At 64.9% G+C, this 23,707-nt stretch carries 21 protein-coding genes and 1 tRNA gene; 2 read left to right on the top strand and 20 right to left on the bottom strand.

Annotation, left to right across the window (positions count from 1 at the left end; genetic code table 11):
* The 7 genes from pheT to AC1G9C_RS13490 all read right to left on the bottom strand — a co-directional run bounded on the left by pheT (position 1) and on the right by AC1G9C_RS13490 (position 7,007).
* The gene (gene pheT, locus AC1G9C_RS13460) at positions 1 to 2,379 is read right to left on the bottom strand and encodes a phenylalanine--tRNA ligase subunit beta (RefSeq protein ID WP_480407823.1); all 2,379 of its coding nucleotides are present in this window, start codon (positions 2,377 to 2,379) and stop codon (positions 1 to 3) included.
* A 42-nt stretch (positions 2,380 to 2,421) separates the two neighbouring features.
* Entirely contained in the window at positions 2,422 to 3,438 is a 1,017-nt protein-coding gene (gene pheS, locus AC1G9C_RS13465; protein ID WP_122107038.1) for a phenylalanine--tRNA ligase subunit alpha, read from the bottom strand.
* Between the two features lie 95 nt (positions 3,439 to 3,533).
* On the bottom strand, positions 3,534 to 3,890 hold the full coding sequence (gene rplT / locus AC1G9C_RS13470; RefSeq protein WP_003243409.1) for a 50S ribosomal protein L20: 357 nt from the start codon (positions 3,888 to 3,890) through the stop codon (positions 3,534 to 3,536).
* A 29-nt stretch (positions 3,891 to 3,919) separates the two neighbouring features.
* Positions 3,920 to 4,114 carry a 50S ribosomal protein L35 gene (gene rpmI, locus AC1G9C_RS13475; RefSeq protein WP_031302581.1) on the bottom strand — a complete coding sequence of 65 codons (195 nt, stop codon included), beginning with the start codon at positions 4,112 to 4,114 and terminating at the stop codon, positions 3,920 to 3,922.
* A gap of 60 nt (positions 4,115 to 4,174) precedes the next feature.
* Entirely contained in the window at positions 4,175 to 4,726 is a 552-nt protein-coding gene (infC, locus tag AC1G9C_RS13480; protein ID WP_177342863.1) for a translation initiation factor IF-3, read from the bottom strand.
* Positions 4,726 to 6,648 carry a threonine--tRNA ligase gene (gene thrS / locus AC1G9C_RS13485; protein ID WP_480407824.1) on the bottom strand — a complete coding sequence of 641 codons (1,923 nt, stop codon included), beginning with the start codon at positions 6,646 to 6,648 and terminating at the stop codon, positions 4,726 to 4,728. Before thrS ends, infC begins: the two co-directional genes overlap by 1 nt.
* Positions 6,649 to 6,930: 282 nt before the next feature.
* A tRNA-Val gene (locus AC1G9C_RS13490) sits at positions 6,931 to 7,007 on the bottom strand.
* A gap of 185 nt (positions 7,008 to 7,192) precedes the next feature.
* Here AC1G9C_RS13490 and AC1G9C_RS13495 point away from each other — a divergent pair.
* Entirely contained in the window at positions 7,193 to 8,476 is a 1,284-nt protein-coding gene (locus AC1G9C_RS13495) for an NAD(P)/FAD-dependent oxidoreductase (RefSeq protein ID WP_480407825.1), read from the top strand.
* Positions 8,477 to 8,524: 48 nt separating this feature from the next.
* Here the strand turns inward: AC1G9C_RS13495 and AC1G9C_RS13500 are convergent, their stop codons facing one another.
* The 12 genes from AC1G9C_RS13500 to AC1G9C_RS13555 all read right to left on the bottom strand — a co-directional run bounded on the left by AC1G9C_RS13500 (position 8,525) and on the right by AC1G9C_RS13555 (position 22,050).
* The gene (locus tag AC1G9C_RS13500; RefSeq protein WP_480407826.1) at positions 8,525 to 9,478 is read right to left on the bottom strand and encodes a PA2778 family cysteine peptidase; all 954 of its coding nucleotides are present in this window, start codon (positions 9,476 to 9,478) and stop codon (positions 8,525 to 8,527) included.
* Positions 9,463 to 9,864, bottom strand: coding sequence for a PA2779 family protein (locus AC1G9C_RS13505; RefSeq protein ID WP_021441980.1), 402 nt, complete (start codon positions 9,862 to 9,864; stop codon positions 9,463 to 9,465). The genes AC1G9C_RS13500 and AC1G9C_RS13505 overlap by 16 nt, the downstream gene beginning before the upstream one ends.
* Positions 9,865 to 9,951: 87 nt before the next feature.
* Positions 9,952 to 11,676, bottom strand: coding sequence for a hybrid sensor histidine kinase/response regulator (locus AC1G9C_RS13510; RefSeq protein WP_480407827.1), 1,725 nt, complete (start codon positions 11,674 to 11,676; stop codon positions 9,952 to 9,954).
* Positions 11,660 to 12,823, bottom strand: a complete 1,164-nt coding sequence (gene ercA / locus AC1G9C_RS13515; RefSeq protein WP_480407828.1) for an alcohol dehydrogenase-like regulatory protein ErcA — start codon at positions 12,821 to 12,823, stop codon at positions 11,660 to 11,662. Before ercA ends, AC1G9C_RS13510 begins: the two co-directional genes overlap by 17 nt.
* A 76-nt stretch (positions 12,824 to 12,899) precedes the next feature.
* Positions 12,900 to 14,861, bottom strand: coding sequence for an alpha/beta hydrolase family protein (locus AC1G9C_RS13520; protein ID WP_480407829.1), 1,962 nt, complete (start codon positions 14,859 to 14,861; stop codon positions 12,900 to 12,902).
* The gene (gene pqqE / locus AC1G9C_RS13525; RefSeq protein WP_480407830.1) at positions 14,849 to 16,003 is read right to left on the bottom strand and encodes a pyrroloquinoline quinone biosynthesis protein PqqE; all 1,155 of its coding nucleotides are present in this window, start codon (positions 16,001 to 16,003) and stop codon (positions 14,849 to 14,851) included. Before pqqE ends, AC1G9C_RS13520 begins: the two co-directional genes overlap by 13 nt.
* A complete protein-coding gene (pqqD, locus tag AC1G9C_RS13530; RefSeq protein WP_021446380.1) occupies positions 15,975 to 16,253 on the bottom strand; it encodes a pyrroloquinoline quinone biosynthesis peptide chaperone PqqD in 279 nt (92 codons plus the stop codon). The genes pqqE and pqqD overlap by 29 nt, the downstream gene beginning before the upstream one ends.
* Positions 16,254 to 16,338: 85 nt before the next feature.
* Positions 16,339 to 17,091, bottom strand: a complete 753-nt coding sequence (pqqC, locus tag AC1G9C_RS13535) for a pyrroloquinoline-quinone synthase PqqC (protein WP_480407831.1) — start codon at positions 17,089 to 17,091, stop codon at positions 16,339 to 16,341.
* 29 nt (positions 17,092 to 17,120) lie between these two features.
* A complete protein-coding gene (gene pqqB, locus AC1G9C_RS13540; RefSeq protein ID WP_480407832.1) occupies positions 17,121 to 18,035 on the bottom strand; it encodes a pyrroloquinoline quinone biosynthesis protein PqqB in 915 nt (304 codons plus the stop codon).
* Between the two features lie 48 nt (positions 18,036 to 18,083).
* Entirely contained in the window at positions 18,084 to 18,155 is a 72-nt protein-coding gene (gene pqqA, locus AC1G9C_RS13545) for a pyrroloquinoline quinone precursor peptide PqqA (RefSeq protein WP_003243383.1), read from the bottom strand.
* 291 nt (positions 18,156 to 18,446) lie between these two features.
* The gene (exaC, locus tag AC1G9C_RS13550) at positions 18,447 to 19,967 is read right to left on the bottom strand and encodes an acetaldehyde dehydrogenase ExaC (protein ID WP_480407833.1); all 1,521 of its coding nucleotides are present in this window, start codon (positions 19,965 to 19,967) and stop codon (positions 18,447 to 18,449) included.
* 307 nt (positions 19,968 to 20,274) lie between these two features.
* Complete coding sequence (locus AC1G9C_RS13555; protein WP_480407834.1) at positions 20,275 to 22,050, bottom strand: methanol/ethanol family PQQ-dependent dehydrogenase; 1,776 nt, start codon at positions 22,048 to 22,050, stop codon at positions 20,275 to 20,277.
* A 217-nt stretch (positions 22,051 to 22,267) separates the two neighbouring features.
* Here AC1G9C_RS13555 and AC1G9C_RS13560 point away from each other — a divergent pair, with 217 nt between their 5' ends.
* Complete coding sequence (locus AC1G9C_RS13560) at positions 22,268 to 22,654, top strand: hypothetical protein (protein ID WP_122107050.1); 387 nt, start codon at positions 22,268 to 22,270, stop codon at positions 22,652 to 22,654.
* Between the two features lie 29 nt (positions 22,655 to 22,683).
* Here AC1G9C_RS13560 and AC1G9C_RS13565 read toward each other — a convergent pair whose 3' ends face one another.
* Positions 22,684 to 23,610: a quinoprotein relay system zinc metallohydrolase 1 gene (locus AC1G9C_RS13565; protein ID WP_480407835.1), complete on the bottom strand. Its 927-nt coding sequence runs from the start codon at positions 23,608 to 23,610 to the stop codon at positions 22,684 to 22,686.
* Positions 23,611 to 23,707: the final 97 nt, after the last annotated feature.

Here is a 23,707-nt window from a genome sequence, read left to right on the forward strand (position 1 = left end):
CTACTTCCTTAACGTGGCGTTGAACCTTTGTTCGAGGCAGGTGAGGATATTTTGCGTAGTAGTACTCACCTCATCGTCATTAAGAGTGCGCGATGGATGCTGCCAGGTCAAGCCGACTGCCAGGCTTTTTCTAAGCGGATCAATGCCTTTACCGTGATAGACGTCAAATAGCTTGAGGTCTGTCAGCCACTCGCCCGCCGCCTCGCGAATGGCGGCGAGCACGGCCTCGGCCGGCTGTTCGCGATCGACCAGCAGTGCCAGGTCGCGGCGTACTTCGGGGAAGCGCGACAGCTCGCTGAACACCGGCATGCGCCCGACCGCCACTTCGGCCAACAGCAACTCGAAGAGGAACACCGGCTGATCCAGACCGAGGGTCTTGGCCAGTTCCGGATGCAGGGCACCGATGAAACCGACCAGACGCCCCTCCCGCTCGATGCGCGCGGTCTGACCCGGGTGCAGCGCCGGATGCTCGCCCGGCACGAAGCTGAAGGCATCGGCAGCGCCGGCACAACCCAGCAGCGCCTCGACATCGGCCTTCAGATCGTAGAAGTCCACACTCTCCCGGCCATTGGCCCAGCCTTCCGGCAGACGGCCGCCACTGATCACGCCGCCCAGCATGGCTTCCTGCTTGAGACCTTCGAGCTGGCCGACGAAACGCAGACCGCTCTCGAACAGACGCACGCGCGACTGCTGGCGATTGAGGTTGTGCTCCAGCGCCTTGACCAGGCCCGGCCACAGCGAGGAGCGCATGGCGGCCATATCGGCGGAGATCGGGTTGGCCAGTTGCAGCGGGACGACGCCTGGGTTGAACAGCTCGAACAGCTTGGGATCTATGAAGCTGTAGGTGATGGCTTCCTGGTAACCGCGCGCCACCAGCAGGCGACGCAGGGCCGGCAGCTCGGCACGGGCTTCGGCCTTGGCCTGCGGGGCCAAGCGCGCCTGCGGGTAACGCACCGGCAGGCGGTTGTAACCGTACAGACGACCCAGCTCTTCGATCAGGTCCACTTCCAGGCTGATATCGAAGCGGTGGCTCGGCACGCTGACCTGCCACTGACCGGCGCCCTCGGCGGTCACGCCCAGGCCCAGCGCGCTGAGCAGGCGCTCGACTTCGGCGCCGTCCATGTCCAGGCCAAGCATCTGGCTGATGCGCTCGGCGCGCAGAGTGATCGGCGCGACGTTTGGCAGGTCGGCCGCACTGGCCACTTCGATGATCGGGCCGGCGTCCCCGCCGACGATCTCCAGCAGCAGCGCAGTGGCGCGCTCCATGGCGCTGCGCGCCAGCTGCGAGTCGACGCCGCGCTCGAAGCGATGCGAGGAATCGGTGTGCAGGCCATAGGAGCGCGCCTTGCCGGCCACGGCGATGTTGTCGAAGAAGGCGCTCTCGAGGAACAGATCGCGGGTCTTGCCGCTCACACCGCTGTGCTCGCCGCCCATCACGCCGGCAATGGCCAGGGCGCGCTCGTGGTCGGCGATCACCAGGGTGTCGGCGCGCAGGCTGACTTCCTGGCCATCCAGCAGGACCAGCTTCTCGCCCTCTTCGGCCATGCGCACGCGAATGCCGCCGTTGATCTCGGCGAGGTCGAAGGCGTGCATCGGCTGGCCAAGCTCGAGCATCACGTAGTTGGTGATGTCGACGGCGGCGTCGATGCTGCGGATGTCGGAACGGCGCAGGCGCTCGACCATCCACAGCGGGGTCGGCTTGGACAGGTCAACGTTGCGAATGACACGACCCAGGTAGCGCGGGCAGGCCTTGGGCGCCAGCACTTCAACCGGACGCACTTCGTCATGGGCAGCGGCGACCGGGGTGACGGAGACTGCTGTTACCGGGGCGGCGTAGATGGCGCCGACTTCGCGTGCCAGGCCGGCCAGCGACAGGCAGTCGCCGCGGTTGGGGGTCAGGCCGATTTCGATGCTGGCATCGTCCAGGCCCAGGTAGGCGCGAATGTCCTGGCCGACCGGAGCATCCGCCGCCAGCTCCATCAGGCCGCTGTTGTCGTCGCTGATCTGCAGTTCGGAGGCCGAGCAGAGCATGCCCTGGGACTCCACGCCGCGCAGCTTGGCTTGCTTGATCTTGAAGTCGCCCGGCAGTTCGGCGCCGATCATGGCGAAGGGAATCTTGATGCCGGCACGGGCGTTGGGCGCACCGCAAACCACCTGGAAGTTGGCGCTGCCGTTGCTGACCTGGCACACACGCAGCTTGTCGGCGTCCGGGTGCTGCTCGGCGCTGAGGATCTCGCCCACCACCACGCCGCTGAACTGGCCGGCGACCGGGATCACCGCGTCCACTTCCAGGCCGACCATGGACAGGCGGGCCACCAGCTCGTCGCGCGAGACGTCCGGGTTCACCCAGCTGCGCAGCCACTGTTCACTGAATTTCATACTGTCTGTTCTCCTTAAACGAATTCGATGACGAAGGCGGTACTAGCGAAATTGCGCCAGAAACCGCAGGTCGTTATCGAAGAACAGGCGCAAGTCATTGACGCCATAACGCAGCATGGCCAGGCGCTCGACGCCCATGCCGAAGGCGAAGCCGGAGTATTTCTCCGGATCGATGCCGCTCATGCGCAGCACGTCCGGATGCACCATGCCGCAGCCCATCACTTCCAGCCAGCCGGTCTGCTTGCACACGCGACAGCCCTTGCCCGAGCACATCACGCACTGCATGTCGACTTCGGCCGAGGGCTCGGTGAAGGGGAAGAAGGACGGACGGAAACGCACGCCCAGCGGCTTCTCGAAGAACACCCGGAGGAACTCCTCGATGGTGCCCTTGAGGTCGGCGAAGCTGATGCCCTCGTCGACCAGCAGGCCTTCGACCTGGTGGAACATCGGCGAGTGGGTGATATCGGAGTCGCAGCGATAGACGCGGCCGGGGCAGACGATGCGGATCGGCGGCTGCTGCGACTCCATGGTGCGCACCTGCACCGGCGAGGTGTGGGTGCGCAGCAGCATGTTGGCGTTGAAATAGAAGGTGTCGTGCATCGCCCGCGCCGGATGGTGGCCGGGGATGTTGAGGGCTTCGAAGTTGTGGTAATCGTCTTCGACTTCCGGGCCCTCGGCGACGTTGTAGCCGATATGGGTGAAGAACTGCTCGACACGCTCGAGGGTACGGGTGACCGGGTGCAGGCCGCCAGAAGCCTGGCCGCGGCCCGGCAGGGTCACGTCGATGCGCTCGGACGCCAGCTTCTCGGCGAGCAGGGCCTGCTCAAGCACGGATTTGCGGGCGTTCAGGGCGTCCTGAACCTGGTTCTTGGCGGCGTTGATCAGGGCGCCAGCCTGCGGACGCTCCTCGGCCGACAGCTTGCCCAGGGTCTGCATCAGGGCGGTCAGCTCGCCCTTCTTGCCGAGATACTGAACCCGGAGTTGTTCCAGGGCGTTGACGTCTGCGGTGTTTTGCACGGCCTCTAGCGCTTGCGAGACCAATGCATCCAGGTTTTCCATGTACGGACTCCAGATACGAAATAGGGGAAGAGCTTGAAGGCTCTTCCCCTATCTTTGACGTTGCCACCGGGCAAGCCCGGTGATTGTCGGGGGACTTAAGCCAGAACGGCCTTAGCTTTCTCGACAATCGCAGCAAACGCCGCTTTTTCGTTCACTGCCAAATCGGCCAGGACCTTACGGTCGATTTCGATCGACGCCTTTTTCAGGCCAGCGATCAGACGGCTGTAGGACAGACCGTTGACGCGAGCACCGGCGTTGATACGGGCGATCCACAGAGCACGGAACTGACGCTTGCGCTGACGACGGTCGCGGTAGGCGTATTGGCCTGCCTTGATCACCGCCTGCTTGGCGACGCGGAACACGCGCGAACGCGCACCGTAGTAGCCCTTGGCGAGCTTCAGGATTTTTTTGTGACGAGCACGAGCGATAACGCCACGCTTAACACGAGCCATGAGTAATTACCTCTAAATATCTTGACCGATTAACGAACGCGCAGCATGCGCTCGACTTTAGCTTTGTCCGACGGGCCGATCAGCGAGCTGCCGCGCAGCTGACGCTTACGTTTGGTGGACATCTTGGTCAGGATGTGGCTCTTGAAAGCGTGCTTGTGCTTGAAGCCCGAAGCAGTCTTCAGGAAGCGCTTTGCAGCGCCGCTCTTGGTTTTCATCTTTGGCATGTTTGGTACTCCGCATTCATTAACAACTGATAACCATCAGGCCTGCCAGTGCCCGGGAGGTTATTTACGCTTCTTGGGAGCGATGACCATCATCAGCTGGCGTCCTTCCAGCTTAGGATGCTGTTCAACGGTGCCGAGTTCGGCGAGGTCGGCTTCGACCCGCTTCAACAGCTCCATGCCCAGTTCCTGGTGGGCCATCTCACGGCCGCGGAATCGTAGCGATACCTTGGCCTTGTCCCCATCTTCAAGGAAACGTACCAGGTTGCGTAGTTTTACCTGGTAATCCCCTTCTTCCGTCCCTGGACGAAACTTGATCTCTTTGATCTGTTGCTGGTGCTGATTCTTCTTCGCAATAGCAGCCTGCTTTTTCTTTTCGAACAGGTGCTTGCCGTAGTCCATGATGCGGCAAACCGGCGGGACTGCGTCAGCGGAGATCTCTACCAGATCCAGCTTGGCTTCTTCAGCCACGCGCAATGCCTCATCAATCGAAACAATACCAACCTGCTCGCCGTCCGCACCAATCAGGCGAACCTCACGTGCGGTGATGTTCTCGTTGATCGGCGCCTTGGGAGCGGCCCGCTTATCCTGTCTCATTTCACGCTTAATAGTTATTACTCCGAATCTTGGCGACCACGCCGGGAAACCGCTTGCTGCAATTGCGCGGCGAACTGCTCGAGGGGCATGGAGCCCAGATCGACGCCTTCACGGGTGCGCACAGCAACGGATCGTGTCTCAACCTCCCGATCTCCAATAACCAAGAGATAGGGAACCTTGAGCAAGGTATGCTCGCGGATTTTAAAGCCGATCTTTTCGTTTCTCAAGTCAGCCCTGGCACGAAAACCGCTTTGGTTGAGAGTTTTCTCTGCTTCGCGGGCAAAATCGGCCTGCTTGTCAGTGATATTCATGATCACCGCCTGGGTCGGCGCCAGCCAGGCCGGGAACGCCCCTTCGTAGTGCTCGATGAGGATGCCGATGAAGCGCTCGAAGGAACCGAGGATCGCCCGGTGCAGCATGACCGGATGCTTGCGGTTGTTGTCCTCGGAAACGTACTCCGCGCCCAGGCGCACCGGCAGATTGAAGTCCAGCTGCAGAGTACCGCACTGCCACACGCGCCCCAGGCAATCCTTCAGCGAGAACTCGATCTTCGGCCCGTAGAAGGCGCCCTCGCCCGGCTGCAGGTCATAGGCCAGCCCGGCACTGTCGAGCGCCGCCGCCAGGGCCGCCTCGGCGCGATCCCACAGCTCGTCGGAACCCACGCGCTTTTCCGGACGAGTGGACAGCTTGAGCTGGATGTCGGTGAAACCGAAGTCGGCGTAGACCGCCTGGGTCAGCTTGATGAAGTCGGCGGATTCGGCCTGCATCTGCTCTTCGGTGCAGAAGATGTGCGCGTCATCCTGAGTGAAGCCGCGCACGCGCATGATGCCGTGCAGCGCCCCGGACGGCTCGTTGCGGTGGCAGGCACCGAACTCGGCCAGGCGCATCGGCAGCTCGCGATAGCTCTTCAGCCCCTGATTGAATACCTGTACGTGGCACGGGCAGTTCATCGGCTTGATCGCGTAATCGCGGCTTTCCGATTCGGTGGTGAACATGTTCTCGGCGTAGTTGGCCCAGTGCCCGGACTTCTCCCACAGGCTGCGATCGACTACCTGCGGCGTCTTGATCTCCAGGTAACCATGCTCGCGCTGCACCTGACGCATGTACTGTTCGAGCACTTGGTACAGGGTCCAGCCATTGGGATGCCAGAACACCATGCCCGGCGCCTCTTCCTGGGTATGGAACAGGTCCAGGCGCTTGCCGATCTTGCGGTGATCGCGCTTCTCGGCTTCTTCGATGCGCTGGATATAGGCCGCCAGCTGCTTCTTGTCCGCCCAGGCGGTGCCATAGATGCGCTGCAGCTGCTCATTCTTCGAATCACCGCGCCAGTAGGCACCGGAAATACGGGTCAGCTTGAACGCCTTGAGGAAACGGGTGTTGGGGACGTGCGGACCGCGGCACATGTCGACGTACTCCTCATGGAAGTACAGCCCCATGGCCTGCTCGTCCGGCATATCGTCGATCAGGCGCAGCTTGTATTCCTCGCCGCGCGCCCTGAACAGCTCGACGACCTCGGCACGCGGCGTCATCTTCTTGATGACGTCGTAGTCCTTGTCGATCAGCTCAGCCATACGCTTTTCGATGGCCGCCATGTCTTCCGGGGTGAAAGGACGGTCAATGGCAATGTCGTAATAGAAGCCTTCATCGATGACCGGACCGATCACCATCTTGGCGTTCGGATAGAGCTGCTTGACCGCATGCCCAACCAGGTGAGCGCAGGAGTGGCGGATGATCTCCAGCCCCTCTTCGTCCTTCGGCGTGATGATCTGCAGGGTCGCGTCAGCCTCGATCAGGTCGCAAGCATCGACCTGGCGACCATTGACCTTACCGGCCAGGGTGGCCTTGGCCAGGCCCGCACCAATGGACTGGGCGACCTCCAGCACGGAAACCGGATGATCGAACGAACGCTGACTGCCGTCGGGAAGAGTAATGATGGGCATGGCGCCTCCTCTCCTAGTGGTGACCCCTACCAAAGGTCACGTGGGTTGGGATGAGCCAGGAAGCGATCCGGCGGTATACCTGCCGAACGATGGCAGGAGCCCCAAGGGCCAACCAGAACCGAACCAGAGTCACTGGAAGTAAAGAGTGCGGATGCTTTCAGAAAGCCTGAACCCTGACAAGCAACCACAGACAATATCCGAGCGGAATTCCCGGAAGTTTTTGCCGCCACGAATGACGAGCAACAAAAAAGGGGTCGTATCAACGACCCCTTTTTATCGATTTGGTAGGCACAATTGGACTCGAACCAACGACCCCCACCATGTCAAGGTGGTGCTCTAACCAACTGAGCTATGTGCCTTCGATGGGTGCGCATTCTACGCAGAAGTTTTTGGCCGTCAACAGGTTTTTTCGCTAACTCACTGAAATAGGCCAAATTTTTTATTTCAGCCAGGCTCGTTGAATATTTTGCACAGGCACTAGCCGGGCATTTTCAACTCAGGTAGGATCGGCTCATTCGTAAAAAATAAAGAACAGAGGTTCAAAATGGCGCACACGGCATACCCACAATCCTACTACGCCGCTTCTGCCAACCCCGTTCCCCAGCGCCCTGCCCTGCAAGGTGACGTGGAAACGGACGTCTGCATCGTCGGCGCCGGCTACACCGGCCTGTCCACCGCGCTGTTCCTGCTGGAGAACGGCTTCAAAGTGAGCATCGTCGAGGCGGCCAAGGTCGGCTTCGGTGCCTCCGGGCGCAACGGCGGACAGATCGTCAACAGCTACAGCCGCGACATCGACGTGATCGAGCGCAGCGTCGGCCCCAAGCAGGCGCAACTGCTCGGGCAGATGGCCTTCGAGGGCGGGCGCATCATCCGTGAGCGCATCGCCAAGTACGACATCCAGTGCGACCTCAAGGACGGCGGCGTGTTCGCCGCGCTCACCGACAAGCAGATGGGCCACCTGGAAGCGCAGAAGAAGCTGTGGGAGCGCTACGGCCATACCCAGCTGGAACTGATGGACGCCAAGCGCATCCGCGAGGTGGTGGCCACCGACAACTATGTCGGCGGCATGCTCGACATGAGCGGCGGCCATATCCATCCGCTGAACCTGGCCCTGGGCGAGGCCGCCGCGGTGGAGTCGCTCGGCGGGGTGATCTACGAGCAATCCCCGGCCACCCGCATCGACCGCGGCGCCAACCCGGTGGTGCACACCCCCGAAGGGCGGATCAAGGCCAAGTTCGTGGTGGTGGCGGGCAACGCCTACCTCGGCAATCTGATGCCGGAGCTGTCGGCCAAGTCGATGCCCTGCGGCACCCAGGTGATCACCACCGAGCCGCTGTCCGACGAACTGGCCGCCAGCCTGTTGCCGCAGGATTACTGCGTCGAGGACTGCAACTACCTGCTCGACTACTATCGCCTGTCCGGCGACAAGCGCCTGATCTTCGGCGGCGGCGTGGTCTACGGCGCGCGCGACCCGGCCAATATCGAGGCGATCATCCGGCCGAAGATGCTCAAGACCTTCCCCCAGCTGAAGAACGTGAAGATCGACTTCGCCTGGACCGGCAACTTCCTGCTGACCCTGTCGCGCCTGCCCCAGGTCGGCCGCCTCGGCGACAACATCTACTATTCGCAGGGTTGCAGCGGCCATGGCGTGACCTACACCCACCTGGCCGGCAAGGTGCTGGCTGAGGCGCTGCGCGGCCAGGCCGAGCGTTTCGACGCCTTCGCCAACCTGCCGCACTACCCCTTCCCCGGCGGGCGGATGTTCCAGGTACCGTTCAGCGCCCTCGGCGCCTGGTACTACACCCTGCGCGACAAGCTGGGCGTGTAACGACCGCAGGAACAAAAACGGCGCCCTTGGGCGCCGTTTTCGTTTGCCTTATGGACAGGCCGGCAAGGCCTGACATTGACCCGTTGCGACGCTCGCCTTCAGCGGCGCGGCAAAGCGCGCATCCTCCGGGGCCAGGCGCCGCGCGCAGGCCTGGGCCTGCTGCGCACGTTCACCGCAGCCTTGCTCGCCGAGCAACTGGGCCAGATTGAACCAGCCGGCGGCGAAATCCGGCTCGCGTTGCAGGCTGGCGCGCAGCGCCTGCTCGGCGCCTTGGCGATCACCTTCGGCATAGCGGCTGTTGGCCAGAGCGAACCAGCTCAGCGCCTGCTCCGGCCAGGCCTGGGTGGCGCGTCGATAGGCACGCTGCGCCGCCATCTTGCGCCCGGTCTGCTCCAGATCGCTGGCGGCCTTGAGCCAGGCGCGCATGTCGGCCTGCGCCGGCAATTGCTCCGGCGGCAAGGCCAGCACCGCCCAGCGCCCGCCGCGCGCCCAGCTCTGGTCGAAGCTGGCGAAATCATCCACCAGGCGCCGCGTGGTGCCGGAGCGCAGGATCAGCGTGCGCTCGCGACGGTCGTAGCCGACCACCACGGCGAAGTGCCATTGCGGGTAGAAGTCGAACGCCAGGTTCTGCAGCACCAGCACCGGATTGCCGGCGGCCACCTCGGCCAACAGCGCCTCCAGACGCGGCTGCAGCGGATACACCAGCATGTCGTGGCTGCGTGCGGCGGCAACCATCTCCACCTGCAGACTGCCTTCGCGACCGGGCAGGTAGACCTTGTCCTTGAGCACGCCAGGGGTGGTCAGCACGCCGCGCTGGTTGAGCATGGTGGCCAACGCCGCCGGCCCGCACTGGTAGGCGTCCTGCGGGAAGAACGGCACATCGCTCAGCTCGACCCGCTCAGGCAAACGCTCGGCCTCCGGCGATAACAGCGGAGACCGAGCGCAGGCTGTGAGTAGAACGACTGAAGCGATACAGGCGAGGCGAATCAGCGATTGATGCATTTGACGAAATTGAAGATGTTGGTGGCGCACAGCATATCAGTGATGATGAAGATCACCAGGAACAGCACGATGATGCCGACCACGCCGGCACCGGCGGGCGCCTGATCCAGCTGCTGGTTGAACTGCGCCAGCTCGGCCGGGGTTAGGCTGGCGATACGCGACTCCACCTGCTCGCGCTCGACGCCCATGGCCACCAGTTTGTCCTTGACCTGCTCGTCGTCGAGCATGGCCATCAATTGCGCCTGATCCACCTGGTGCTGCTGTTCGGCGAGCACCTCGTGGGTGCCGATCATGGCCGCATTGGCGACGGGTATCTGCACCACCAGCAGCAGGTGCAGCAATGCGGTGAAGAACGCCAGACGGCGCAGAACGGGGTGCATGGACATTGTCATTGTGGTTGTCTCCTGAGACGGCTAGGTAGCCAATAGACAGTATGGCAGGCGTCCGGGTTCACCCCGAAAATCTGCACCCGCTCACACTTCCTGCAGCAACTGGCTGAGCACCGCACGCAGCTTGCCCGGCTTGACCGGCTTGTTCAGCAGCGGCGCGCCCAGCGCCTGCAGGTCGCGGCGGCAGGCGTCGCTGCGGTCGGCGCTGATGATTAGCGCCGGAATCGGCCGGGCGAACGCCTCGCGCAGCTGCTGGATCACCTGGCAGCCGAGCACGCCGTGATCGAGGTGGAAATCCGCCAGTATCACCTCCGGCGCCCTGCCCTGCAGGCGTTGCAGCGCTTCGGGCAGATCCAGTGCGGTGACCACCTCGCAGCCCCACTGGCCGAGCAGCGCGGCCATGCTGTGCAGGATCGCCTCTTCGTTGTCGATCACCAGCAGGCGCCGCCCCGGCAGCGGGTCGCCGAGCAGCGGCTGCGGCATGGGCTGCGCCGGCCGTTGCGGGCGCTCGGCAGCCAACGGCACGCGGATGCTGAACAGCGAGCCGCGCCCCGGCTGCGAACTCACCTGCACCGGATAACCGAGCATGCGCGCGATACGCTCGACTATGGCCAGGCCGAGGCCGACGCCCTTGCGCTCGGTGGCGCGGCCGACGTCCAGCTGGTTGAACTCGAGGAAGATCTTGTCCAGTTGGTCGGCGGGAATGCCGCGGCCGCTGTCCCACACCTGCAGCTCGAGAAACTGGCCGCGCCGCCGCGCGCCGAGCAGCACGCCGCCGCGTTCGGTGTAGCGACAGGCGTTGCTGAGGAAGTTGCGCAGGATGCGCGTGAGCAGGCGGAAATCGGCGTGCACCGCGCAGTCGGCGATGCGCACGCGCAGGCGCAGGCCGCGGGCCACGGCGACGCCGTCGAACTCCGAGGCCAGCGGCGCCAGCAGCTCCTCCAGGCGATAGACGTCGAGGTCCGGCTTGATCGCCGCCTGGTCCAGCTTGGAGATGTCCAGCAGGTCGGTGAGCAGATCCTCGGCGCCTTCCAGTGCCAGGTGGCTGCGTTCCACCAGATTGAGCTCGGCGCTCGGCAGCTCGCGCTCGCGCAGGGTGGAGATCAGCAGCCGCGCGGCGTTGAGCGGCTGCAGCAGGTCGTGGCTGGCGGCGGCCAGGTACTTGTCCTTGCTGCGGTTGGCCGCCTCGGCGGCGTCGCGCGCCTCGCGCAGGGCCTGCTCGATGCGCTCGCGCTCTTCGATCTGCCGTTGCAGGTTGCGGTTGGATTCGAGCAGCTCGTAGGTACGTGCAGCGACCCGGCGCTCCAGTTCGTCGTTGAGCTGTTGCAGGCGCTGCTGGGCCTGCTTGCGCTCGGTGATGTCGGCGACGAAACCCTCGAACAGGCCCTCGCCTTCGGGCTTGAGCAGCAGGTTCATCAACACGTCGATGACGCTGCCGTCGCGCCGACGCAACTGGGTTTCGTAACCGACCAGGGCGGCGCCGCGGCCCAGCTGCTCGCGAATCCGCGCCAGCTCGTCGAAGCCGCCGACGAACAGGTGGCGCGCCAGGTCGTTCAGCGACCACAGCACCTGCTGCGGATCGTCGTAACCAAGCATGCGCGCCATGGCCGGGTTGGCCGCCAGCACGCCCTGCTGCAGGCTGGCCTGGAAGATGCCGTGCACGGCGTGCTCGAACAGCCATTTGTAGCGGTTGCGCTCGGTTTCCAGCTCCTCCAGGCGCGCCAGCAGCTCGGGGTAGTGGCTCTTGCGCGCCGACTGGCTGCTGAGCCCCAGCAGCCCGGCCAGCGCCTCGTCAGAGCGCCTCGCCATAGACCACCTCGACGTCGCGCTGGGTCGACTCGCGCGGGTTGGTAAGGATGCACGGATCGTCCATGGCATGGCTGGAAAGGAACGGAATGTCCGAGCTGCCGACGCCATGCAAGCCGAGGGTTTCGCGGAAGCCCACGGCATGCTTGAAGGCGATCAGGTGCTCGACCAGGCGCTGGCGAATCTGCGCGTGGTTCAGCCCGCGACAGTCGATGCCGAGGGTTTCGGCGATGACCTTGAAACGCTCCGGCGCCGCGCTGTAGTTGAAGGCCACCACGTGCTCGACCAGCACCGCGTTGCACAGGCCATGCGGCAGGTCGAGGAAGCCGCCGAGGCTGTGGCTCATCGCATGCACCGCCCCGAGGATGGCGTTGGAGAAGGCCAGCCCCGCCTGCATGCTGCCGAGCATGATCTTCTCGCGCAGGGCGATGTCCGCCGGGTTGGCGATCATCTGCACCAGGTTGCCGTTGATCAGGCGCATGGCCTCCAGCGCATGCGGGTCGGTGAGCGGGCCGTGGCCCGTGGAGACGAAGGCCTCGATGGCGTGCACCAGGGCGTCGATGCCGGTACAGGCGCTAAGGAAGGGATCCATGCTCAGGGTGGTTTCCGGGTCGATCAACGACACGTCCGGCACCACCGCCTTGCTGACGATGGAGAACTTCATCCGTTCCTGCTGGTTGGAGATGATCACGAACTGCGAGACATCGGCCGAGGTGCCAGCGGTGGTCGGAATCAGGATCAGCGGCGGGCTGGGCACGCGGATGGTATCCACGCCCTCGAACTCGAGGATGCTGCGACCGTGAGCGACGACGATGCCGATGCCCTTGGCGCAGTCCATCGGGCTGCCGCCGCCGACTGCGACTATGACGTTGCAGCCCTCGCTGCGATACAGCTCGGCGCCGGCCATCACCTCCTCCACCCGCGGGTTGGGCGAGACCTGGGTGTACAGGCAATAGACGATGCCCTGGGCCTGCAGGCTGGCCTCGATATCGCCGGCCCAGCCGGCCGCGACTACACCGGGGTCGGACACCACCAGCACCTTGCGTGCGCCGAAGGTCTTGGCGTAGTTGCCGACGTTGTGCCGGGAGCCGGCGCCGAAGATGATCTCCGGGGAAACGAATTTACGCAGTTGGCTCAAATCGTGGCTCATGCAACGGCCTGATCTTGTTGTTATGGAATGGCTTCCAGCCTACTGCATTGCTCGGCCAATGCAATGCGACCTACGCCTAGCGCAGGGCCTGGTAGAAGGCATGCTCGGCGCGCAGCGCCGTGGCCAGATTGGCGGCCTGGCGAAAGCCGTGGCGCTCTTCGGCGAACAGGTGATACTCGACCGGCAAACCGCGCCGGCGCAGCGCCGCCACCATGGCCTCGGTCTGGCTCGGTACCACCACCGCGTCCAGCCCGCCTTGAAAGAAGATCAGCGGCGCAGCGATGCGCTCGGCCTGCAGCAGCGGTGTGCGCGCCCGGTAGCGCTCGGCATCCCGTTCGGGATCGCCGATCAGCCAGTCCAGATAATCCGCCTCGAACTTGTGGGTGACCCGTCGCAGCGCCAGCGGGTCGCTGACGCCGTAGAGACTGGCGCCGCCGCGCAGCCTGGGCAGCTCGGCCAGCGCCCGCAGCGCGCTGTAGCCGCCGGCGCTGGCACCGCGGACGAACACCTGCGCCGGATCGATAGCGCCGTCGCCGGCCAACTGGTCGATGGCGGCGCGGATATCCTCGACCTCCAGCGCCCCCCACTGCCCCGCCAGACGCAGCCGGTAGGCGCGACCGTAGCCGCTGCTACCGCGGTAGTTGAGGTCGAGCACGGCGTAGCCGCGCAGCGTCCAGAAGACGATGCGCGGATCGAACACCGGGTAGCAGGCCGAAGTCGGCCCACCGTGGAGGAAGATCACCAGTGGCGGGCGCTCGGCCCCATCAATCGGCGCATAGAAAAAACCATGGCAATGTTCGCCCTGCCCTACCTCGCAGCTCAGGGCCTCGGGGCGGGAAAGCTGCCGTTCGGGCAAGGGCTGCTCGCCGCCAGAGAGTATTCGCAGTGCACCATCGCTGCGGCGAATGGCAAGCACCGCCGGCAGGCGATCCGGGGCGGCAGCGATGCAGTAGAAATATTCGCTGTCGGCAGCCAGGCTGCGGAAACGTGTAAACCCTTCGGCCAACCGCCGCTCTGCGTAGGGTGCGCTGTGCGCACCGATTGGTTTGCCGCTGAGATCGCTGGTGCGCACAACCTGGGCGGCCCCGCGCCCCTCTACCAGAATGCCTACACCCTGCTCGAAACGGGTCAGCAGCAGCTCACCATGCTCCAGCGGCAGATAGGTGCGGCCACCCAGTTGCCAGGGCGCCGGCGCATGATCGCGGGGCGCGGCTTGCAGCTCTAGGCCGTGATCGACGCACTCGGGCTGCCACCAGCCCGCCTTGTCGCTCAACACCCACAAGCGGTGCTGCGCATCGAAGCGTGGCTGCTGCAGAGAACGATCACACGCCTGCCCGGCCAGTACCCGAGTAGGCTGGTCCGACTCGCGCTGGCACAGGCGCGTGGCGACCCAGGGTTGGTGCGGGCGATCCCACTCGATCCAGGCCAGGCGTTGGCCAATGGAGTCCGCCACCGGCGCTGCGTAGAAATCGGCGCCCTCGACCAGCACCTCGCGCTGGCCATCGAGGCCGATGCGCACCAGGCGATGCAGTACCGCGCCGCACTCATGACTCTCCTCCACCGCCAGCAGCGCCTGCCAGGCGGGCACGAAGGCCAGGTCGCCATAACGGCAGTGGGAGCGGGCAGTCAGCGCCTGAGGCTCAAGGCCCGCAGGAGCGGCTTTAGCCGCGAAGCCCTTTGGCTCATCGTGGTTCGCGGCTAATGCCGCTCCTACGGAAATACCCGCCATTGGCAGATGGTAGACCTGCTGATCACGCTCGTTGACGAAGGCCACGCCCTGCTCCGTGGCACAGCAGGCGCCGCCGCCGTACTCGTAGACGCGGCTGCGTACGGAAAACCCCGGCGGGGTCAGCTCGCAAACTGCGCCATCGCGCCAGAAGAACAACCCGCAACGGGCCTGCAGCGGATCGAAGGCCACCCACAGCAGGCCGTCATGGGCGGCGTGCAGTTCGGCGAAGTCGGCGCTGGCGGCTGCGGCCTGTTCGGCGCTCCAGATATCGTCGGGGTCGGTGCGCCTGGCGCACCCTAGATCTTGCATATGATTCGCGAGGCCTTTTCGTTGCGGTACTGCAGGGTCTCCAGCCCCAGCGGCGCTTCGTCGGCCTGCTGGCGTGCAGCGAGAATCACACCATGGTGGGCCGACTTGCTGCACACCGGGTCGGCATTGCTGGCGTCGCCGGTGAGCAGGAAGGCCTGACAGCGACAGCCGCCGAAGTCCTTGTGCTTCTCGTCGCAGGAGCGGCACGGCTCGGGCATCCAGTCGTCACCGCGGAAGCGATTGAAACCGAAGGAATGCCGCCAGATATGCTCGATGCTGTGCTCGCGCACATTGGGAAATTGCACCGGCAGCTGCCGCGCGCTGTGGCAGGGCAACGCCGTGCCGTCCGGGGTGATGTCGAGAAACAGATTGCCCCAGCCGTTCATGCAGGCCTTGGGCCGCTCCTCGTAGTAGTCCGGGGTGACGAAGATCAGCTTGCACGGGTGATTCTCGGCCGCCAGCCTGTCGCGCCACTGGTGGGTGATGCGCTCGGCGCGTTCGAGCTGCGCGCGGGTCGGCAGCAAGCCGGCGCGGTTGAGCTCGGCCCAGCCGTAGAACTGGCAGGTGGCGAGCTCGACGAAATCCGCCTCCAGTTCCAGGCACAGCTCGATGATGCGCTCGATATTGTCGATATTGTGCCGGTGGGTGACGAAGTTCAGCACCATCGGGTAGCCGTGCGCCTTGACCGCACGGGCCATCGCCAGCTTCTGCGCGAAGGCCTTCTTCGAGCCGGCCAGGAGGTTGTTCACGTCCTCGTCGGCGGCCTGGAAGCTGATCTGGATATGATCGAGGCCGGCGTCGGCGAACTCGGCGATACGTGCTTCGCTCAGGCCGATGCCGGAGGTGATCAGGTTGGTGTAGTAGCCCAGACCGCGCGCCGCCTGGATCAGCTCGGCCAGGTCCTGGCGCACCAGCGGCTCGCCACCGGAAAAGCCCAGCTGCGCCGCTCCCAGCTCACGGGCCTGGCGAAACACCTCGATCCATTCGGCGGTGCTGAGCTCGGCGCCCTGCTGGGCGAAATCCAGCGGGTTGGAGCAGTACGGGCATTGCAATGGGCAGCGATAGGTCAGCTCGGCCAGCAGCCAGAGCGGCGGCCCTGGTTCATGACCTGCTTTAGCGAAGCTCGATCCAGAACTGAGCATGGGCCACCTCCATAAAGGCCAGGATGTCTTCGTCGATGCCGGGCACGTCGGGGAAGCGCTGGTGCAGGCTGTCGATGATCTCGGCCACCGAGCGCTTGCCGTCGACCTGCTGGAGGATCTCGCCGGCGCTGTCGTTGAGCTTGATCATGCCTTCCGGGTAGAGCAGCACATGGCAGCCTTGGGCCGGCTCGAACTGCAGGCGGAAGCCGCGACGGATGGCGGGGATATTGGGCAGGATGGCAGCAGTCATCGTTCGGGCTCCTGACTGGTGCGCACGGCGCACCCTACAAAAGACTCAACCGCAGGGTGCGTCATGCGCACCGATACATCGGGTTTCATAGCGCGATCCCCCGATGCCAGACGCGCTCGGTGGTCACCGTGTGGTACGGCGGGCGCTGCAGCTCGTAGGCCATGCTCATGGCGTCGAGCATGCTCCACAGCACGTCGAGCTTGAATTGCAGGATGCTCAGCATGCGCTGCTGGCCATCAAAGGTGCGGTAGTGTTCGAGGGTGATGCGCAGGCCATGCTCGACGTCGCGCCGCGCCTGGCTCAGGCGCTTGCGGAAGTAGTCGTAGCCGGCCGCGTCGATCCAGGGATAGTGCTGCGGCCAGGCGTCCAGGCGCGACTGGTGGATGGTCGGCGCGAACAGCTCGGTCAGCGAGCTGCTGGCCGCCTCCTGCCAGCTGGCGCGGCGGGCGAAGTTGACGTAGGCGTCGACGGCGAAGCGCACACCGGGCAATACCAGCTCCTGCGACAGCACCTGCTCACGGTCGAGACCGACCGCCTCGGCTAGGCGCAGCCAGGCTTCGATGCCGCCTTCCTCGCCTGGAGCCCCATCGTGGTCGAGGATGCGCTGAATCCACTCGCGGCGGGTTTCGCGGTCCGGGCAGTTGGCCATGATCGCCGCGTCCTTGAGCGGAATATTGACCTGATAGTAGAAGCGGTTGGCCACCCAGCCCTGGATCTGCTCGCGGCTGGCCCGGCCTTCGTACATGGCCCGGTGGTAGGGATGGTGAATGTGGTACAGCGCGCCCTTGGCGCGCAGCGCCTGCTCGAATTCGGCAGGGCTCATGGCAGGCTGGCTCATCGGCTCTCCGGATTTTTGTTATCGGCCCGTTACAGGTGGATGCTCATCCCATCGAACGCGACCTCGATGCCGCGGGCTTCCAGCTCGGCGCGCTCGGGCGAGTCCAGGTCGAGAATCGGGTTGGTGTTGTTGATATGGATCAGGATCTTGCGCGCCGCCGGCAGCCCCTCCAGCACCTCGAGCATGCCGCCTGGGCCGCTCTGCGGCAGATGGCCCATCTCGCTGCCGAGCTTGTCGCCCACTTCGCACCGGCGCATCTCGTCGTCGCGCCACAGCGTGCCGTCCACCAGCAGGCAGTCGGCGCGGCGCATCCAGCCCAGCAGTTGCTCGTCCACCTGGCCCAGGCCGGGGGCGTAGAACAAGGTCCCCCCCGTGCGCAGGTCCTCGATGAACAGGCCGATGTTGTCGCCCGGATGCGGATTGCCGCGGTGCGGCGAATACGGCGGCGCGCTGCTGCGTAGGACGATGGCGGTAATGCTCAGCCCCGGACAGGCCGGGATACTGAACGGCTTGGCGTCCAGTTCGATCAGCCGGTGCTGCAGGCCTCCATTCCAGTGGCTGAGCATGTTGAACAGCGGAAAGCCGCTGGTCAGGTCCTGATGGACCATCTCGGTGCACCAGACCTGGTGCGGGCAGCCTTCGCGCAGGGTCAACAGGCCGGTGCAGTGATCGATCTGGCTGTCGAGCAGGACGATGCCGGCGATCGCCGTGTCGCGCAGCTGGCGCGCCGGCTGCAGCGCCGGGAAGGCCTCGAGCTGGGCGCGGATGTCCGGCGAGGCGTTGCACAGGACCCACTCGCCGCCATCGTCGGAAAGGGCGATGGACGACTGCGTACGCGGCTGCGCCCGCAGGGTGCCGGCGCGCACGCCGCGGCAGTTGCGGCAGTTGCAGTTCCACTGGGGAAAACCGCCGCCGGCGGCGGAACCGAGAACCTGGATATGCATGGGGCGTTACCGATTGGGATGCCCCGGACGAACCGGGGCCAAGGTCGATCAACGGTTGGCGAAGTACATGGTCACTTCGAAGCCAATACGCAGGTCGGTGTAGGCGGGTTTAGTCCACATGGTGCGGTCCTCTTGTTATTGAGCCGGGGCATTCCGGCAACCCCATTAAGCCCCCGCCGGGCAGGCGGCCAAATGGTACTTTGGGAGGAGATTCGGCTGGCATTGGTAGGTAAGCCCACCCTATGGACAGCTGTGCATCGGCAATAAAAAACGCGGCCGAAGCCGCGTCGCGATAAGGAATCTGCTGCCGTTCAGGCCATGGCTGCCCGCAGATCCACCCGGGTAGGGTTCGTCGCCGTGCAAGAGGCGGCGCGCCGGAGCGAGCGCGCCGCGTTATGGGATTGGCGAGCCTTAGAAGAAGCCCAGCGGATTGATGTCGTAGCTGACCAGCAGGTTCTTGGTCTGCTGGTAATGGTCGAGCATCATCTTGTGGGTTTCGCGGCCGACGCCGGACTTCTTGTAGCCACCGAAGGCGGCGTGCGCCGGGTACAGGTGGTAGCAGTTGGTCCATACGCGGCCGGCCTTGATCGCCCGGCCCATGCGGTAGGCGACGTTCATGTCGCGGCTCCACACCCCGGCGCCCAGGCCGAACTCGGTGTCGTTGGCAATCGCCAGCGCTTCGGCTTCGTCCTTGAAGGTGGTCACGCCGATCACCGGGCCGAAGATTTCCTCCTGGAACACGCGCATCTGGTTGGTGCCCTTGAGCAGGGTCGGCTGGATGTAGTAACCGCTGGCCAGGTCGCCGTCGAGCTTCTCCGCCGCACCGCCGGTGAGCACCTGGGCGCCTTCCTGCTGGGCGATTTCCAGGTAGGAGAGGATCTTGTCGAACTGCTGCTGCGAGGCCTGGGCGCCGACCATGGTCTCGGTGTCCAGCGGGTTGCCGCGCTTGATCTGTTTGACCTTCTTCATCACCTCGGCCATGAACGGCTCGTAGATCGACTCCTGCACCAGCGCCCGCGACGGGCAGGTGCACACCTCGCCCTGGTTGAAGAAGCCCAGCACCAGACCTTCGGCGGCCTTCTCGATAAAGGCCGGCTCGGCCTTCATGATGTCGGCGAAGAAGATGTTCGGCGATTTGCCGCCCAGCTCGACGGTGCTCGGGATGATGTTCTCGGCGGCGCATTTGAGGATATGCGAGCCGACCGGGGTGGAGCCGGTGAAGGCGATCTTGGCGATGCGCTTGCTGGTGGCCAGGGCTTCACCGGCTTCGCGACCGAAGCCCTGGACGATGTTGAGCACGCCGGGCGGCAGCAGGTCGCCGATGATCTCGGCCAGCAGGGTGATCGACAGCGGGGTCTGCTCGGCCGGCTTGAGCACCACACAGTTGCCGGCAGCCAGGGCCGGGGCCAGTTTCCAGGCGGCCATCAGCAGCGGGAAGTTCCACGGGATGATCTGCCCGACCACGCCCAGCGGCTCGTGGAAGTGATAGGCCACGGTGCCGTCGTTGATCTCGGCGGTGCTGCCTTCCTGGGCGCGGATGCAGCCGGCGAAGTAACGGAAATGATCGGCGGCCAGCGGCACGTCGGCGTTCAGGGTTTCGCGCACGGCCTTGCCGTTGTCCCAGGTCTCGGCCACGGCCAGCAGCTCGAGGTTGGCTTCGATGCGGTCGGCGATCTTCAGCAGGATGTGCGAGCGCTCCTGCACGCTGGTGCGGCCCCAGGCGTCGGCGGCGGCGTGGGCGGCGTCCAGCGCCTTGTCGATGTCGGCTGCATTGGAACGGGGGAATTCGGCGATCACCGAGGCGTCGACCGGGCTGGTATTGCTGAAGTACTGGCCACTGAGCGGGGCGACGAATTCGCCGCCGATGTAGTTGCCGTAGCGCGGCTTGAGGCTGACGACGGCGCCTGGGGTACCCGGTTTCGCGTAAATCATGATGCTGACCTCTCTTGTTGTCGGAGCCCGCTGCCAATCGGGCAAGCGAGTCATGGTTCGATCTTAGGAAGCCCCCGGAAACCTCGGTATGCGCCCATGGCACAGATCGCCTAGTCATTTGGTAGTAGAGCGGCGAGCGGTCTGGCACGGGCCTTCGGCAGCGAGATAAGAGGCTATGGACGCTAAAGGCTAGACCCGCCTGCCTGGTCTTGCGTTCCGCCCGGCGGAAAATCTCCCGATGCAGCGGCAAGCCCCAGAAACGACGATGGCCGGACAGAGTCCGGCCATCGTCTGACGCATCAACCGATCAGCGCTTGGCCACCAGTTCCTTCGGCAGCTTGAAGGTCCACAGCATGCCGCCCTGGTTCAGGTGCTTGACGCGCTTGGCCACCTCGCCGCCCCACAGCGGTACCGCACCACCCCACCCGGACAGCACCGAGACGTACTGCTCGCCGTCCATTTCCCAGGTCACCGGCGAGCCGATCACGCCCGAGCCGGTCTGGAATTCCCAGACTTTCTCGCCGGTCTTGGCGTTGAACGCCTGCAAGTAGCCTTCCGGGTTGCCGGTGAACACCAGGTTGCCCTTGGTGGTCAGCACCCCGCCCCACAGCGGCGCGTAGTTCTTGTGGCGCCAGACTTCCTTGCCGGTCTTCGGATCGATGGCGCGCAGCACGCCGATGTAGTCCTCGTTGAGCGGCTTGATGGTGAAGCCGGCGCCCAGGTAGGCCGCGCCCTTCTTGTAGGCGATGTCCTCGTTCCAGATGTCCATGCCCCACTCGTTGGACGGCACGTAGAACAGGCCGGTGTCCTGGCTGTAGGCCATGGGCATCCAGTTCTTCGCGCCGAGGAAGGCCGGCGCGGCGAACACGCTCTTGCCCTTCTCCGCCGCGCTGGGCGAACCCGGACGGTTGCTGTCGTCGAAGATCGGCCGGCCGTTCTTGTCCAGGCCCTTGGCCCAGGTGATCTTGTCGACGAAGGGGAAGCCGCGGATGAACTTGCCGTTGGTGCGGTCGAGCACGTAGAAGAAGCCGTTACGGTCCGCGGTGGCCGCGGCCTTCACGGTCTTGCCGCCTTCCTGGTAGTCGAAGGAGATCAGCTCGTTGACGCCGTCGAAGTCCCAGCCGTCGTGCGGGGTAGTCTGGAAGTGCCACTGGATGCTGCCATCGTCCGGGTTCAGCGCCAGGCGCGAGGACGAATAGAGGTTGTCGCCGGGACGCAGGTGCGAGTTCCACGGCGCCGGGTTGCCGGTGCCGAAGAACAGCAGGTTGGTGTCGGCGTCGTAGTAGCCGCCCAGCCAGGGCGCGGCGCCGCCGGTCTTCCACAGGTCGCCCGGCCAGGTCTTGCCGGCCTCACCGCCGCTGATGCCGTTCTCGACCGCCTTGCCGTCCTTGTAGACGTAACCCATGTGGCCTTCGACGGTCGGGCGGCTCCACAGCAGCTCGCCGTTCTTCGGGTCATAGGCCTCGATCTTGCCGACCACGCCGAACTCGCCGCCGGAGACGCCGGTGATCAGCTTGCCATTGACCACCAGCGGCGCGGCGGTGATCGAGTAGCCCGCCTTGTGATCGGCGACGTTCTTGCGCCAGACCACCTTGCCGGTGTCCTTGTTCAGCGCCACCAGCTTGGCATCCAAGGTGCCGAAGATCACCAGGTCGTCGTACAGGGCGACGCCGCGGTTGATCACGTCGCAGCAGGGACGGATATCGTCCGGCAGGCGCGCCTCGTACTGCCACAGCTCGCGGCCGGTGCGTGCATCGACGGCGAACACCCGCGAGTAGGAGGCGGTAACGTACATCACGCCGTCCTTGATCAGCGGCTGCGCCTGCTGGCCACGCTGCTTCTCGCCGCCGAAGGACATGGTCCACACCGGGCGCAGCTCCTTGACGTTCTGCTCGTTGAGGATGCTCAGCGGGCTGTAGCGCTGGCCCTGCAGGCCGAGGCCGTTGGTGACGATCTCGTCGGTGGTGCTGGCGTCCTTGAGAATCTCGGCGTCGGTGACCGCCAGCGCGGCGGCGGACGGCAACAGCATCGCCGCGCACAGCGCGGTGAGGATCAAGGGCTGGCGAAGACCGGTGTGTTTCATTGCGGCTACCTCTGCGGGTTCATTGTTATTGCCGGGAAAATTTCCCGGTCTGCCGCAAATTCTTCGCCCGCCCCGGCCACCCAACAATTGCACCCCCAGCCGATTTTCCTCCTTCCTTGGTAGCAATACCTGCCCCACAGGCTGCAATCATGAGGATTGCGGCGGCCAGGGCTTTGCCCGACACTGGGCCGCCCGCACCTATTGATCGGAGACGCCCGTGCCCCACCCTCGCCAGGAAATCCTCAACCATCCCGATGCCCTGGACTGCACTGTCTATCGCCCCGACGAGCAGGACCCGGACGGCGAGGAGCTGGATCTGGGCGACGCCAAGGTGATCTTCACCGGCGCCTTCGAGCCGCCCGTCGACTGGGATGCGCGCCAGCGCGAGGACTATTTCGGCGAGGAAGATCCCACGCACTTCGTCACCGCCCATATCGAGTGCCTGGCCAAACCGGCCACCAAGGCATTCTTCATGGCCGAGAGCGGCGACTACCTGGCCGTGCAGGCCAGCCTGGGCGAAGTGGTGATGTATTACGTCTACGACCACGAAGAAACCGAGCAGGGTCGCCGCTACGTGCTGATTCGCGACGACGAAGAGCTCTAAACCCTGACAGCCGCTGCGCGCGACGCCCCCTACCGATCCACCCGCCCCATGGCGTTGCGCTCGTAACGCGGGTAGAGGTGGCTGACGCTGCGGATCAGCTCGTAGCGACTCAGGCTGACCTGGGCGAAGCGCTCCGGGATGGGCGCGCGGATCAGCTCGTTCATCTCCGCGCCCTGCTCCGCCCCGTCGCGCAGCAGCCCATCGAGCCAGCCCAGGTAGTCGCGCATCTGGGCGAAGGGCGCCGCGTCCGTGGCGACGGGGCCATGGCCGGGCACGATCTGCTGCCAGGGCAGCGCTTCGAGGCGATCCAGATCGGCCAGCCAGACGTCCAGCCCGGGGCTGTTCGGCGTGGTCAATGCGCGCTGGTAGAACAGCAGATCGCCGGCGAACAGCACGCCCGTGCGCTCGTCGAGAATCGCCAGGTCGGCGCCGGTATGGCCGCGCAGCGCCAGCAGCTGCAGGCGCCGGCCGCCGATTTCCAGCGCGCCTTCGTGCAGGTCCTCGGTGGGCAATACCACCTCGGTGCCGCGCATCCAGTCGCCCACCAGGCGGTACATGTTCTCCGCCATGGCATCGCCCTGCTCGGCCAACAACCTTGTGGTCTCAGGCAGCGCCGCGATGGGCACATCGGCGAAGGCCTGGTTGCCCAGCGCATGATCGGGGTGATGGTGGGTCAGCAGCACGCGCACCACCGGCTTGCCGGTGGTTTTCTCGATGCTCTGGCGCAGCGCCTCGCCGTAACGACGCGAGGGGCCGCTGTCGATCACCAGCACGCCGTCAGCGGTTTCGATAAAGCCGACGTTGAGGATATTGCCGCCGTTATCCGGCGCGAAATTGTCGGTGCTGCCCTCCACCAGCCAGACGCCATCGGCGATCTGTCGGGGTTGCAGCTGGTAGTTCAACTCGGCGTGAGCCAGGCCAGTGGCCAGGACTAACAGCAACAGCATCCAGCGCATGGTCTTCCCCCTGTAATCCCAGCCACCGCGTATTCCGGTGGACTCCACTGCAGCGTTCGTCGGTAGCTTGGCGCTGAGCGCCGCGAAGCCCAACGCT

It is taken from the genome of Pseudomonas sp. ABa2, from assembly GCF_056676075.1.

Excerpts from the sequence above, each read along its gene's own strand:
- pheT (WP_480407823.1), bottom strand. The coding sequence starts at position 2,379 with ATGAAATTCAGTGAACAGTGGCTGCGCAGCTGGGTGAACCCGGACGTC.
- pheS (WP_122107038.1), bottom strand. The coding sequence starts at position 3,438 with ATGGAAAACCTGGATGCATTGGTCTCGCAAGCGCTAGAGGCCGTGCAA.
- rplT (WP_003243409.1), bottom strand. The coding sequence starts at position 3,890 with ATGGCTCGTGTTAAGCGTGGCGTTATCGCTCGTGCTCGTCACAAAAAA.
- rpmI (WP_031302581.1), bottom strand. The coding sequence starts at position 4,114 with ATGCCAAAGATGAAAACCAAGAGCGGCGCTGCAAAGCGCTTCCTGAAG.
- thrS (WP_480407824.1), bottom strand. The coding sequence starts at position 6,648 with ATGCCCATCATTACTCTTCCCGACGGCAGTCAGCGTTCGTTCGATCAT.
- AC1G9C_RS13495 (WP_480407825.1), top strand. The coding sequence starts at position 7,193 with ATGGCGCACACGGCATACCCACAATCCTACTACGCCGCTTCTGCCAAC.
- AC1G9C_RS13500 (WP_480407826.1), bottom strand. The coding sequence starts at position 9,478 with ATGCATCAATCGCTGATTCGCCTCGCCTGTATCGCTTCAGTCGTTCTA.
- AC1G9C_RS13505 (WP_021441980.1), bottom strand. The coding sequence starts at position 9,864 with ATGTCCATGCACCCCGTTCTGCGCCGTCTGGCGTTCTTCACCGCATTG.
- AC1G9C_RS13510 (WP_480407827.1), bottom strand. The coding sequence starts at position 11,676 with ATGGCGAGGCGCTCTGACGAGGCGCTGGCCGGGCTGCTGGGGCTCAGC.
- ercA (WP_480407828.1), bottom strand. The coding sequence starts at position 12,823 with ATGAGCCACGATTTGAGCCAACTGCGTAAATTCGTTTCCCCGGAGATC.
- AC1G9C_RS13520 (WP_480407829.1), bottom strand. The coding sequence starts at position 14,861 with ATGCAAGATCTAGGGTGCGCCAGGCGCACCGACCCCGACGATATCTGG.
- pqqE (WP_480407830.1), bottom strand. The coding sequence starts at position 16,003 with ATGCTCAGTTCTGGATCGAGCTTCGCTAAAGCAGGTCATGAACCAGGG.
- pqqD (WP_021446380.1), bottom strand. The coding sequence starts at position 16,253 with ATGACTGCTGCCATCCTGCCCAATATCCCCGCCATCCGTCGCGGCTTC.
- pqqC (WP_480407831.1), bottom strand. The coding sequence starts at position 17,091 with ATGAGCCAGCCTGCCATGAGCCCTGCCGAATTCGAGCAGGCGCTGCGC.
- pqqB (WP_480407832.1), bottom strand. The coding sequence starts at position 18,035 with ATGCATATCCAGGTTCTCGGTTCCGCCGCCGGCGGCGGTTTTCCCCAG.
- exaC (WP_480407833.1), bottom strand. The coding sequence starts at position 19,967 with ATGATTTACGCGAAACCGGGTACCCCAGGCGCCGTCGTCAGCCTCAAG.
- AC1G9C_RS13555 (WP_480407834.1), bottom strand. The coding sequence starts at position 22,050 with ATGAAACACACCGGTCTTCGCCAGCCCTTGATCCTCACCGCGCTGTGC.
- AC1G9C_RS13565 (WP_480407835.1), bottom strand. The coding sequence starts at position 23,610 with ATGCGCTGGATGCTGTTGCTGTTAGTCCTGGCCACTGGCCTGGCTCAC.